The organism is Pseudomonas sp. BIC9C, from assembly GCF_034541995.1.
Lineage (GTDB): Bacteria > Pseudomonadota > Gammaproteobacteria > Pseudomonadales > Pseudomonadaceae > Aquipseudomonas > Aquipseudomonas fluorescens_CC.
The window spans coordinates 102,710-114,842 of sequence record NZ_JAWDGM010000005.1 but is presented as its reverse complement, the minus strand read 5'-3'; the positions used below and the strand labels follow the sequence as shown (position 1 = coordinate 114,842).

The window sequence follows — 12,133 nt, the reverse complement described above, 5'->3', positions numbered from 1 at the left end:
CTGCTCTCATGTAAAGCAAGCGCAGCAAGGGCAGCAAGAGCAGCAAACAACCGGACATAAATGTTGATATGAGAGGCATGTCCCTGCCTGCCGGGGCACGTCCTTTCGCTCAGGGGTAAAGATCACGCAGGCCCAATTCAGCGAGAGACCTAGCCAAGAGAACCTTTGACTCTCGATCGTGATCTGGATATTGCGAACGTGCTCCGTTTGCACTTCCTGCGGGATGGATCATTGGTAACACAAGTGCCGAATGCCACTAGAAACGACGCCCCACCATGTGCGGAACTTTTACACCGCTCGGACGGGAGATGCCGATTTCACGCGAGCAGAAGCCAGGTTCTGCGGCTTCCTGTATTGATAGAAATGCCTTCCATGAAAGACCACCGAGACAGACAAGCAGTTTCGGCTTCACAAGTTCAAGTTGGCGCTCCAGAAATGGCAGGCAATTTTTAACTTCGGCCGCGCTCGGCATGCGGTCTGTTGATGTACTAGGGCGGCGACCAGGAAAGCACTTTGTGACGGAGGTTTGATAGACGTTGCGTTCAAAATTCGAAAGGCCGCAAGCCGCAAACTGTGCTTTGATGGATTTGCCAGCATCCCCCTGAAAGGGTGCCCGTCTCTCGTACTCGGTCTTGCCTGGGGCCTGGCCAAGCAAAAAGATAGGGTAGCCAACTCCTCCGCTAAAGATAGGTCGCGGCTCAACATCGAATTTGCAGAGAGTACTTGCACACCTGCGGCAGGCTTGAATTTCGTTTTCCAACATTGAAAGAGTCACTAAGCCTCTCCTGGTCTTGAACGCCTGAATTAGGCCGCGCCGCGAAGTGAATCGCCCCGGATTCTCTAGACGCCTTGCAAGCTCATTGCGTAACGCTTTTCAAACTCTACCGGTGACATCTTAACTTAGCTTGCGGATCAACTCAGCTATCAGAAACATCTGGATAGTCTGCGAGCTGGGTGCTTCTGGTACTGTCGTCACGCGGAAGACATTCGTTGCTATTAGAGCGGCAGGGCGGGAAGACTGTCGTTCTGCAGCCTACACCTTTATTCTTCCGAACCTACTCAAGAGGTGAAGCAAAGCGTTCACCTGACAAAGCTATGGAACCCTTAATGGCCTATACCGTTTAGGAGCAGTAGCTATCGGGTCCAAAAGCTCACGCGCCACGATGCAGACCAACCTCAAACGGAGAACTGCTATGTCCACATTGCCCCGTCAATTTCGTGGTCCCGAAAGTCACGCGGCCGAAATAAAATCCCGTGATACCGTGGCGCCCTTCCTTATATCGCGTGGCTACCAAGTTTTGGATGATCAGCGCATAAAAACTGGTATGGCGACCCAACAGTTCATCGTCGCCCGAGCACCTGATGGCCAGAATCTGAAAACCCGCATCCGGCTGTGTTGGCGCCGCGATGGCCGGAAGTTGAACGAGCAGAAGTACTCAGCTGCGCAGCTAGCTGCTCACCTTCGGCCCGGTGGCTGGGATGCCACGCTGGAACATATGGTGGAACGGGACATCTCACAGGGCATTACCCATAATTTGCTGTTTCAGCGTGAAGGGGAAGGAGTGGCCTATGCCGCTCTTATACCTGTGGAGGCGATGCACCCCATTTGGACGCGTCAACGGGACATTAGTGATGATCTGCAACGCCGAGGTTTGAAAGGGCGTATCAGAAAGAATCATGCCCAGAACGGTACCAGCCCGACGCTATGGCTCCAGGATGATCGGATGCCCGACTCCCATGAAGTGGCAGACGCTTTATGGCAATGGCCAGGTGTAATCGACCTGGCGAAACTCGCGCTGCGATCTGCGAACTCAGAAGTGGTGGATGACACCTATGACGATTGTCCTGCTCCCGACTATTCGACCTTGGGTCGAGACCAAGGCAAAAGGATAGCTACAATCCGATCTGAGGTGAAACGAGATCTGAGAGTACGTTTGGCTGTCTTGGTGCGGGCTAAGTTTAAATGCGAGAGAGATGGGTGTGGAGAGAGTCGCAATTTCTTGGGTTTCCTAGACGTTCACCACGTGCTCGGGGCTGAAGTTTCAGACCGCGTTTACAACTGCGTTGCACTTTGCCCAAATTGCCATCGTGAAGCCCATTACTCCAACGAGAGAGACGAACTCAACAGGAGGCTGCTCGATTATGCGCAGCGGTATCAATGAATTCTGCGCCCTGGAGACCATCGACCAGAACGAAGAACTCATCAAGATGACGCTCGCGCTGATGATGGCGCCGGACTGTCCGCAACCCAAAGCTGACGATGGCGACAGGCAGAAACCGGCCAAGAACATGCATTCTTTGCGAATGGCAAATCGAACACACCTACACCTAGCTAAACCCGTCAATCCTCTACAAACCATAACATTCCAGTGTCGAGACTCTTCCTGGCGCACGTTTCGGATAGATGATGTCAAGCCAGCGAATAGAAGTGATTGGGTCAAGCTGAACCTCTTTCATGCAAGGCAGCCGGGGGAAGTCTTCTACTGCGGCGGCCAAAGCGTCCTTTGCATCTTGAAATTGGCCTGATACTCGGTACCGCTCTACAAGCGCGAGGGCCATGCAGGCTTCGACCTGCAATGGCACCTTGATTCCTGTGGGCTTGAAACACTGACCGTAGTAGCTGTTCAGATGCTTTAGGTGTTCAGAAGGCGGCCACTCTGTATCGGAACCCGCTATGGCCTGAGCAATCAGCGACTCCAGGCTAGGTTGGTTGAGAAGTGCGATATCGCTTTTCTTCAGTAACGACTCACCTTGTTCGCCACCGAGGTAATAATGCTTCAGGTAGATGAATGCCAAAAGAGCAATCTTCGGAGACTTCTTCAACCCATCCTTGATTCTAAAGCCCGCTTCTACTACCGGGCGCAAATTCTTCAATGGTCGATGGGGAAAATCCGCAAAGGCTTGGCTAAGGAGTGTCACCAATCCCTCGAAGAATCGTGGGCAGGTTTCCGCAGTCAGGCCAGTGGGGGCATAGATCCACATAGAAGGATCCCACGAGATCCTCAGCACGCTTGGATTGTCATACTCATATGGACAGGGCTCATGAGCAATTTTGTCGGCGCGGCGGACGAACTCCATTATTACCGCGCGCACCAAGCGGAACAGGCCCTGGAACGTGAACATAAGCTTGCCATGATCGGCATACGTTTCTGCGTGGCCCGAGAAATGGAGAAATTCTTTGGTCAACGGCTTGAGCGTGTGCACATAGTCGGAACGTGTGCCGTAGAGGTTCTTGAGCGCAGCTAGCAGCTCTCGCTTACCGATCGGAAGCTTTTCTTTGCTCGCGTGAACGGAGTAATAGTCCGCCGGCAGGTATTCCTGAATGAACTTGGAAAAGCGATGGCCCAGCCGCAAATGCTCTGTTTCAAGAATGGCACACCGCACTGCCAGCGCGTCTGCGTCCTCGAGACTCTCCAGAACCTTGTCGATAGACCCTCGTTTTTCGGTTGGCATGTCCTCCCAAACGACCTGATAGCCATCGAAATCCTGGGCTAACGATTCGATGCTCATGACCAGCAGCGTGTAGGCCAAATCGAGGTCATCGCTCATCCTGTGAACCGCGGCGACGTAGGATCTGATTGCCTTGGTTACGCTTTGGTAGCTGCTGCGTTTTAGCCCTATTAGTTGCTCCGTAAACTTTCCGAATGCTTCCAGCTCTTCGATGTTCGCTCGTAACGATGGCTCGTAGAATCTGGTCAGCCGTTCACTCGGGTGCGGCTCACCTACACGAGCTCGCTGGTGCAGCAAACGCTCGGCAATTCGGACGTCAGGACTGAAAATTGCCTGTAATCCGAACGAGGCTACGTCAGCAAAATCATCGATGTACGCCCCCATCATGCGTGAAGCTATGAGACCCGCCGCAGGCGCGCCCTCGATGTGTTCGTTCAGCTCATAGCAAAGGGCGTGAGGCGTAGTCACTGTGTCAAAAGCGCTGAGCGTTCCGACTGCGCTGCTAAATGTGTCAACACTTCCCAGATCGAGGTTGGTGTAAACCACCCCTCGGAGCGTGTTGACTTGAGGATTATGCGGCTCAGTGAAGAGCTTTCCGGTGGCAGCCTGAAGCATGGTGGTTCCTTGAGTGAGGAGTCTGACGCACACGGTGCAAGTTGTATTGCTTTCGGGCCAGAACGGAGGACGCAGCTGAGCGAGGAGAAACACTGCCAGATTGACAGGGAGTTGTTCAAGCAGGGTGAATCGTCCCGGGATTTTTAGACACATCGAACGGCTGCTTCTGGCCGTTTTTCTGCCTGCCACAAAGGGCTGCAACCCTAAGCTGACGTTCAACATGTAAAAAACGTTAGTGTCAGCGAATGTCGTCGGTTACAAGCATTTTGGTTGATCAGTTGGCTGACTCGGCCCACTTCAACATGCCATCAAGCACCGGACAAAGCTTTTGTCCCCAAGCCGTCAGGCGGTAGTCCACTCGAGGTGGCTTTTCGTCGTAGACGGTACGTATCACCAGCCCATCCTGCTCCAGCCCCCGCAGTTGTTGAGCCAGCATTTTTTGAGATATGCCACTGACCACGCGCTCGAGATCTGAAAAGCGTTGAACCTTGCCATCGAAGAGATGAAACAAAATGACCAGTTTCCATCTGCCGCGCAGTAGTGCAAGTACGGCATTGACATCTTCGGCCGCTGAATCAGGCGTGTAGATTTTGTTGTGGCTCATTGGTACTCACTTACTTTTTCGTGCGTTCTTGTCGAGTTTGGCTGAGGCGCTGATCATGAGTGGCACTTGTCCATCAGGAGAATAACTCGATGAGTATTACTCGGCACCCAGCCATTGAAGCCTATTTTACAAGTGAGACCGGCACCGACGTCGGCACCTTGAAGACAGTATTTACGCAGGATGCGATTGTCCTGGATGAGGGAAAAACCATCGTGGGCATTGATGCCATCACCGCATGGAGAGCGGCTGCAAAAGCGAAATACCAATACACGGCCGACCCCGTGAGCAGTCAGGAGGATGAGGCAAAGTCGGTGATCAGCGTGCGGCTCTCCGGTAATTTTCCCGGCAGCCCTGCGGTAGTGACGTACACCTTCAGTGTTCATGATGGAAAGATAAATACCCTGGAGATTGGTTGATGACTGCCGGCAATGGGTTGGAAGGTTGTCGCGCGCTTGTGACCGGAGGCACACAGGGGATAGGGAAGGCTGTCGTTCAAACGTTGCAGGGGCAGGGCGCCGACGTTCTTGCGGCGTCCAGGCATCGTCCGGAATGGCTTTCAGAGGAACATTTTTTCGCAGCGGACTTAACCACGCTGCACGGTTGCCAAGCCGTCGTCGGCGAAGTGCAGCGCAGATGGGGCAGCATCGATATCGTCGTCCATGTCTTGGGTGGCTCCTCGGCCCCAGGCGGCGGGTTCCAGGCTTTAACGGAGGAACACTGGAGCGCTGCGTTCGACCTGAATTTCTACCCCTCGGTTCGAATAGACCGCGTGTTGGCGCCCCTCATGGTTGCGCAACATTCCGGGGTGATCATTCATGTCACGTCAATCCAAAGCCAGTTGCCGCTTTGCGAGGCAACCACCGCGTACGCGGCCGCAAAAGCGGCGCTTTCCAATTACAGCAAGGCGTTATCCAAAGAGCTCAGTCCGCAAGGCGTACGGGTACTGCGAGTGTCTCCAGGATGGGTAGAAACGGAGGCTGCGATTGGTTTGGTCAGGCGAATTGCGCAGTCAGGCGGGATTGATGAAGAGGCAGCCAAGCAATCTGTAATGGACTCCCTGGGCGGGATTCCTCTCGGTCGTCCCAACCAACCGCAGGAGGTCGCTGACCTTATCAGCTTTTTAGTTTCAACCAAGGCAAGCGCCCTGACAGGTGTCGAGTACGTAATCGATGGCGGGACAATTCCTACTGTCTAAGTATTGCGACTTTGAGTGCCGCGCCAGTGGGGCTAGTGGCATCACTGGCGCGCACTCAACTCAAATCAAATGAACTCGGATGGTCTTGATCTGAATGAAAGACATGGGGGAGTTGTAGAGTTGCAAACGATCGTCCGCTTGGCCGATTGCTATTTGTCTTACGGATCTCTCCGAGGGTAAACGTGCGGCGCGTCGATCCGATCCTTGAGCTTGGCAGCATACTCCTGAGCACTTTTTTCATTCTGGAACTCCACTCGTTTAGTGCCGAAACGTACGGACCAAGGCGCATGGCTTTGACTGGGTAGATACTCGATCCGCACGGACATAATCTTGTCTCCAGAGTGTGATCCCAGGGTTAAAAGTGGATTTCAGCGGTCTTGAGACCCAAGTCTCGAAGCTCGGCGATCAAGTCATCCAGATGCCCGAAAGACTCGACCTCCTCGTTGTCGTCCACCAGGAAATAACTTCTCCCAGCGTCCTTCTTGAAAAACACAATCCACTCCTTGGGGTTGGTCGGATTTGCGATCACATGGGTGTCGAAGGTCACGCCTTCGGCATGTTTGGTTTTCACAGCTTGACGATTCATGTCTGTCACCACGCTACGCGCGTTCTCAAAATTTCTCTATTGGCAGTGCACGCCCGCTCAGCTCCCTCTGAGCTTCCACTATAGAAATCTCCAGCCGCACGAGGCAGTGGAACCAGGGATTCCAATTATCACTGCATGTTAATATTATGCACATGCATCCACTGAGGAGCTAGCCATGATTGCGATAGGTGAGGCATGGAAGGCGGGGTTGTTGGGACGAGGACACTGGCTTCGCAACATGGTGTCTGGCGTGATCGTCGGGGTCGTGGCACTCCCGCTGGCCATGGCGTTTGCCATTGCATCCGGCGTCAAACCTGAGCAAGGCATCTACACCGCAATCATCGGTGGTCTGCTGGTATCACTCTTTGGCGGAAGCCGTTTGCAGATTGCTGGGCCGACAGGTGCGTTCATCGTGATTCTGGCGGGCGTCACGGCCGAGCATGGTGTTGACGGTCTGCAAATCGCCACGATGATGGCAGGGGCGATATTGTTATTGCTGGGGATGGCCCGGCTCGGTGCAATCATCAAGTTTATCCCCGATCCGGTGATTGTCGGATTCACCGCGGGCATCGGCGTGATCATCTGGGTCGGGCAGTGGAGAGACTTTTTCGGTTTACCGAAGGTCAGTGGAGAGCACTTCCATGAAAAGCTCTGGCATCTGCTCCAAGTCCTGCCGGATCTTCACATGGCCACGACCTTGTTGGCGGTACTTAGCCTTTTCCTGGTCATTACCGCGTCAAAAATTCCCGGACTCAAACGAGTGCCTGGCCCACTAATCGCAATGGCAGTCGCTACAGCGATACAGTCAACCTTTCACTTCGAGGGGGTTGCCACGATTGGCAGTGCATTTGGGGGCATACCTCAAGGTTTGCCAGCGTTGAGCCTGCCTGAAATCACGCTCTCTCGTGTCATCGATTTGATTGGTCCGGCGTTCACTATCGCCATGCTTGGGGCAATCGAATCGCTTCTGTCCGCGATGGTGGCCGATGGCATGGCAGGTACCAAGCACGACTCCAATCAGGAGCTGATCGGTCAGGGTGTGGCCAACCTGGTCACGCCATTGTTTGGTGGCTTTGCCGCTACCGGGGCCATTGCCCGCACGGCAACCAATATTCGTAATGGCGGCACAAGCCCGCTCGCTGGCATTACGCACGCGGTCACCTTGGTGCTTATTATTCTGTTTCTGGCACCTCTGGCCTCAAACATCCCACTGTGCGCACTGGCCGCGATACTTTTTGTGGTCGCGTACAACATGAGCGAGCTAAAGCACTTCAAGCGTATGGTCCAGCGAGCCCCGCGTGCAGACGTATCGATCCTGCTAATCACCTTCGGCCTCACCGTGTTCAGTGATTTGGTGATCGCCGTGAATATCGGCGTCATTATGGCGATGCTGCACTTCATGCGCCGCATGGCCTCATCCGTGGAGGTGCAACAGGTCGTCGAGCACGAGCTGGAAGAAGAGCTAAGGGCCAACGGGCATGCTCGCCTGCCGCCTGGGACATTGATCTATACGATTGAAGGGCCGTTGTTCTTTGGCGCGGCTGAGACCTTCGAGCGTGTCCTAGCTCAGACCCATACCGACCCACGCCTGCTGATTATCCGTTTGAAGCGCGTACCGTTTATGGATATCACGGGCTTACAGGTGTTGGAGGAAGTCATTCAGCAACTGCACAAGCGGCATATCGTGGTGAAACTCTGCGAGGCGAATACGAAGGTGCTTAACAAGCTCAATAGGGTGGGTATCTTGCAAGAAATCGGCGCGGAGCATTACCACACCGACTTCAACACCGCGCTGGCTAAAGCTGTCAGTCTCGCAGAGGACACATCGACCCTCTAGAGGCTAACTGCCCGTGTTCGGTTATGACTTGGTGCTGGTGGCGTGCTTGCTTTTGGTCGAATAGCTGGCACCGTGGGTGTCCAGGTAGTCACGAATCAGCTGACGGACCACCTGCGAAGGCGTCAAATCCTGTGCTGCACAGAGCTCCTCGAACGCTTTTTTCTTGATGGGATCAATGAGCACAGTGAGGCGCGCAGTCTTGCTTTCCATGGGGTATTCAATCACTCAATCGCTAGATGTTAATCAAATTGTAATTGCCTTGTCCGGTGCTGTCACTGTTACGACCGTGGGTCGTTCGGCAGGTCGATTGTGATCAGTCATGTGCGACCGGGAAAGACTTCAGAGCTATCCTGAGTCTTTAAGCTGAGCACTGTAGTGATCTTGTGTGCAGGGGCAGGCAGAGCAGCGTTTTTTGACATCAAAATCCAGTATTGGATGTTGTGCTCACCCTCTAGTGAAGAGGGCTCTTTTGATGCTCCACAAGGCCTTTAAGGATAAAGCCCGGTGGCCGTATGGAAAGTAGCAGCAATGAATGCAAAAGTCGGATTGACGAGTGATGCAGAGGCGGAAGACTTTTTCATACAAACACTGGAGCAGGCGATCGATGCCGTTGTGATCATTGATGATCACAATAGGGTGGTGTTTTTCAATGCCGCTGCCGAAGTGTTTTGGGGCTGCTCTCGGATTGAGGTGCTCGGTCGAAATGTCCACGCCTTGGTGCCTCACATCCTGCGCGCCCATCATGATGGCTATATCCGCGCTAATCGCGAGACCGGGATCAACAAAATTGTGGGCGTCAGTCGGGATGTCCGAATTGTACGTGAGGACGGGGAGGAGCGCTGGGGCTCGATGTCGATCTCGAAAATCGCACTTCATGACCGAATCCTGTACGCGGCTTTTCTCAAGGATATAACGCAATTACGCTTGAACGACATCGAACGCCGGTTGCTATCGATGTCGGTCAATGTCACCAGCTCGGCCACCTGTATCGTGGACGCGAACTCATGCCTTATCTATGTCAACGATGGGCTCATTCGACTGCTGGGCTATTCCCGCGAGGAAATGATCGGGCAGTCACCGCTGATGTTTTTTGTTTCAGATGTCCCTGCGCAAGCGCCAGCGGAACCAGGGCTGGAAGGCATTCTCTGTGGTCAACCTCATGATGTCAGCGCCTTGATCAGCAAGCGCAACGGTCAACGACTTTGGGTGCACGTCTCATCAACGCCCGTGTTCGACGCGCAAGGGTTGCTCGAGAATGTCGTGATCGTGCTGACCGACATTACCCAGTCAAAACTGCATGAGGTCCTACAGGAAAGGGTCATTGGGGCACTGCTGAAAGAGGAACCTCTAGAGAGCGTGCTAACCATGATGTGCCACGAGATTGAGCGCATCGCCCCCGAAGTCATTGTCTCGATCCTGAGCGTGGACGAGGAGGGGATCTTGCACCCGTTAGCCAGTCCAGGCTTGCCCACCGATTACTCCAAGGCCATTGAGGGATTATCCATCGGCCCGGTAGCGGGTTCCTGCGGCACGGCCGCCTATCGGGGCGAGCCGGTTCTGGTAACGGACATCAATAATGACCCGCTGTGGGCCGAGTACAAATGGCTGGCGAAACAGTCAGGCTTACGGGCTTGCTGGTCTATTCCTGTGCGCAACGGCTCGGGACGAATTGCGGCGACCTTTGCGCTCTACTTCAGGGAAAGCCGCGGCCCCGACCCCTTGCACGCTCACTTGGTGTCGGCGGGGACGCACTTGTGCATGTTGGCACTTGAACGAGAGGAGGCACGTCAATCCATTCGAAGAATGGCCTTCTATGATGCGTTGACCGGCTTGCCCAATCGAAACTTCCTGCTTACCCAAGCACAGCAATGCATTCTCGAAGTGACTCGAGAGGCTGCAGAGCTTGCCGTTCTGTTTATCGATCTGGACCGATTCAAGCAAGTCAACGACGCCTTGGGGCACGCGTCAGGAGACGAGTTGCTGCGAGTCATGGCCCAACGGTTACGCAGCGTGCTTCGAGAGTCTGATTTCGTTGGACGTTTATCCGGTGATGAGTTCGTGTTGGTACTGCCACGGATGAATGCGACACAGGTCACGATCTTTCTTGAGCGACTGATGATGATCCTGAAGGCTCCGATAGCAATAGCCGGCACCTCCGTCGTCGTTTCGTCCAGCATTGGCATCAGCCTGTTCCCGGGGGATGGTCAAGACATGGAGAGTCTGTTGCATTGCGCTGACATTGCCATGTACCAGGCCAAACGGGCCGAGCGCGGTACTTTCAGTTTCTTTCTTGAAGAGATGAACAGACTCGCTCAAGGGCGATTGATGCTGGAAACAGAACTGCGCAAAGCGCTCACTGACAGTGGCCTGGAACTGCATTATCAGCCACAAATCGACCTGAACAGCGGGCGTCTGGTCGGTGTTGAGGCACTGGCGCGTTGGGCACACCCAACACTCGGTGCTATCTCGCCAATGCAATTTATTCCTCTTGCTGAGGAATGCGGGTTGATCAATGACCTGAGTCAATGGGTGTTGCGGGAGGCCTGTGAGCAGCTTGCCGAGTGGCAGCAGCACGGCTTACAGGTTCCATCCATGTCGATCAATCTCTCACCCATCAACTTTCACAACCTGAACCTAGCGATGCTGATTGCTCAACAACTGCAACGCTGCGGCTTGCAACCCGCCAACTTGTGCGTGGAAGTCACCGAGGGTGTGTTGCTGAGCGACAGTCTTGGGGCCGAGCAAGCCATCCGGGATTTGCACGCTTTAGGGGTACGACTGGCCATTGATGACTTTGGCACAGGCTATTCCAGCCTCGGGTATTTACGGCACCTACCAATCAGCGAGCTGAAACTGGATAAGAGTTTTGTCGACGATCTGGAGCACGATACGTCCTGCCGCGCTTTAAGCGAATCCGTCATAGCGATAGGCAGAGGGCTTTCCTTGCACGTAGTGGCTGAAGGTATAGAACACGCTACTCAGTGTGAGATTCTCAAAGCCCAAGGCTACAAGGTTGGGCAAGGTAACTATTTTTCAGCACCGCTGTCTTACCGGGATTTTGAACAATGGTTCATTGCCTACAACCTTGATTGAGCGCGATTTTCAGATTCAAATGACCAGTCGCTTTTATGGTGTGAGGTCCAAGGCGTCCGGATCATAATGGCGGACATCAGAAATCTGCGGTTTATAATTCATTAGAAATTTTCGCAGGGTGACGTTGTAGGTGTCGAACCCAGGCCAATAATTATCCCAGTAATCATAGTTAAGCGTGACCGCTTCTTCACGCTCAAAGTCATCGAGATGTTCCCAGACAACTTCAAAACGCTTCCTCCAGTTTTTTGCAACCCAAAGCTGCTCACCAGACGTCGCGTCCATTTTTGCATACTTGATCAGCGCATCGAGTGCAAAGCTCTCATTCAAGAGGTTGTCTGGATGTGTTTTGTTGTGGACAGTGTCGACAATATCTAAAATCCAACCGATCGTTTGAAATCGGCATTTGCGTGCCGATCGGGACTCTTCGCTTAATCCATTAATTTCAACCCACGCAAGCTCTTGTCCTTCTCTGTATTCAATATGAATGATGTAACCAGCCATTATCGTTATTCCTGTTTTTATTTTTATAATTCAATCTAACATGCAGTTTTTTGGCCCGCAATTGTTTTTTGGTTGACATTTTTATGTTTGCAGTTATATAGCGAGGAGGAGGGTGGTTATCACGCAGTGATATCACTGTTTCTATGATGGCGAGTGACTTGCGGCTTTATGGAGAGCAGCAACCTATTGCTTTAAAAGCCTTGGTCGGCGGACAGCAGGCAAGTTCTACGGCGTACCAGGCTGCGACGAAGT

The 12,133-nt window shown here is 53.4% G+C and carries 11 protein-coding genes; 5 read left to right on the top strand and 6 right to left on the bottom strand.

What is annotated here, in order from left to right:
- Window positions 1-256 precede the first annotated feature (256 nt).
- Window positions 257-775, bottom strand: a complete 519-nt coding sequence (locus RS887_RS21350) for a uracil-DNA glycosylase (RefSeq protein WP_322616917.1) — start codon at window positions 773-775, stop codon at window positions 257-259.
- A 418-nt stretch (window positions 776-1,193) separates the two neighbouring features.
- Between RS887_RS21350 and RS887_RS21345 the strand changes: the two genes are divergently transcribed.
- Complete coding sequence (locus RS887_RS21345; protein WP_322616916.1) at window positions 1,194-2,162, top strand: HNH endonuclease signature motif containing protein; 969 nt, start codon at window positions 1,194-1,196, stop codon at window positions 2,160-2,162.
- A gap of 187 nt (window positions 2,163-2,349) precedes the next feature.
- On the opposite strand, the gene RS887_RS21340 is transcribed toward RS887_RS21345, so the two are convergent.
- Entirely contained in the window at window positions 2,350-4,287 is a 1,938-nt protein-coding gene (locus tag RS887_RS21340) for a hypothetical protein (RefSeq protein WP_322616915.1), read from the bottom strand.
- Window positions 4,288-4,339: 52 nt separating this feature from the next.
- Window positions 4,340-4,669, bottom strand: a complete 330-nt coding sequence (locus RS887_RS21335) for a helix-turn-helix domain-containing protein (RefSeq protein WP_322616914.1) — start codon at window positions 4,667-4,669, stop codon at window positions 4,340-4,342.
- An 89-nt stretch (window positions 4,670-4,758) separates the two neighbouring features.
- Between RS887_RS21335 and RS887_RS21330 the strand changes: the two genes are divergently transcribed.
- Entirely contained in the window at window positions 4,759-5,085 is a 327-nt protein-coding gene (locus tag RS887_RS21330) for a nuclear transport factor 2 family protein (RefSeq protein ID WP_322616913.1), read from the top strand.
- Entirely contained in the window at window positions 5,085-5,864 is a 780-nt protein-coding gene (locus RS887_RS21325; protein WP_322616912.1) for an SDR family oxidoreductase, read from the top strand. Before RS887_RS21330 ends, RS887_RS21325 begins: the two co-directional genes overlap by 1 nt.
- A gap of 355 nt (window positions 5,865-6,219) precedes the next feature.
- On the opposite strand, the gene RS887_RS21320 is transcribed toward RS887_RS21325, so the two are convergent.
- Entirely contained in the window at window positions 6,220-6,450 is a 231-nt protein-coding gene (locus RS887_RS21320; RefSeq protein ID WP_204123385.1) for a hypothetical protein, read from the bottom strand.
- 175 nt (window positions 6,451-6,625) lie between these two features.
- Between RS887_RS21320 and RS887_RS21315 the strand changes: the two genes are divergently transcribed.
- Window positions 6,626-8,287: a SulP family inorganic anion transporter gene (locus tag RS887_RS21315; protein ID WP_322616911.1), complete on the top strand. Its 1,662-nt coding sequence runs from the start codon at window positions 6,626-6,628 to the stop codon at window positions 8,285-8,287.
- Window positions 8,288-8,308: 21 nt separating this feature from the next.
- On the opposite strand, the gene RS887_RS21310 is transcribed toward RS887_RS21315, so the two are convergent.
- The gene (locus RS887_RS21310; protein WP_204123383.1) at window positions 8,309-8,497 is read right to left on the bottom strand and encodes a ribbon-helix-helix protein, CopG family; all 189 of its coding nucleotides are present in this window, start codon (window positions 8,495-8,497) and stop codon (window positions 8,309-8,311) included.
- A gap of 318 nt (window positions 8,498-8,815) precedes the next feature.
- Between RS887_RS21310 and RS887_RS21305 the strand changes: the two genes are divergently transcribed.
- Window positions 8,816-11,380: an EAL domain-containing protein gene (locus RS887_RS21305; protein WP_322616910.1), complete on the top strand. Its 2,565-nt coding sequence runs from the start codon at window positions 8,816-8,818 to the stop codon at window positions 11,378-11,380.
- A gap of 33 nt (window positions 11,381-11,413) precedes the next feature.
- On the opposite strand, the gene RS887_RS21300 is transcribed toward RS887_RS21305, so the two are convergent.
- Complete coding sequence (locus RS887_RS21300) at window positions 11,414-11,881, bottom strand: hypothetical protein (protein ID WP_322616909.1); 468 nt, start codon at window positions 11,879-11,881, stop codon at window positions 11,414-11,416.
- Window positions 11,882-12,133 lie beyond the last annotated feature (252 nt).

What these genes read in the sequence shown, in the direction of transcription:
- RS887_RS21315 (WP_322616911.1), top strand. Translation starts at nt 6,626, where the DNA reads ATGATTGCGATAGGTGAGGCATGGAAGGCGGGGTTGTTGGGACGAGGA.
- RS887_RS21325 (WP_322616912.1), top strand. Translation starts at nt 5,085, where the DNA reads ATGACTGCCGGCAATGGGTTGGAAGGTTGTCGCGCGCTTGTGACCGGA.
- RS887_RS21320 (WP_204123385.1), bottom strand. Translation starts at nt 6,450, where the DNA reads ATGAATCGTCAAGCTGTGAAAACCAAACATGCCGAAGGCGTGACCTTC.
- RS887_RS21330 (WP_322616913.1), top strand. Translation starts at nt 4,759, where the DNA reads ATGAGTATTACTCGGCACCCAGCCATTGAAGCCTATTTTACAAGTGAG.
- RS887_RS21300 (WP_322616909.1), bottom strand. Translation starts at nt 11,881, where the DNA reads ATGGCTGGTTACATCATTCATATTGAATACAGAGAAGGACAAGAGCTT.
- RS887_RS21340 (WP_322616915.1), bottom strand. Translation starts at nt 4,287, where the DNA reads ATGTTGAACGTCAGCTTAGGGTTGCAGCCCTTTGTGGCAGGCAGAAAA.
- RS887_RS21305 (WP_322616910.1), top strand. Translation starts at nt 8,816, where the DNA reads ATGAATGCAAAAGTCGGATTGACGAGTGATGCAGAGGCGGAAGACTTT.
- RS887_RS21335 (WP_322616914.1), bottom strand. Translation starts at nt 4,669, where the DNA reads ATGAGCCACAACAAAATCTACACGCCTGATTCAGCGGCCGAAGATGTC.
- RS887_RS21310 (WP_204123383.1), bottom strand. Translation starts at nt 8,497, where the DNA reads ATGGAAAGCAAGACTGCGCGCCTCACTGTGCTCATTGATCCCATCAAG.
- RS887_RS21345 (WP_322616916.1), top strand. Translation starts at nt 1,194, where the DNA reads ATGTCCACATTGCCCCGTCAATTTCGTGGTCCCGAAAGTCACGCGGCC.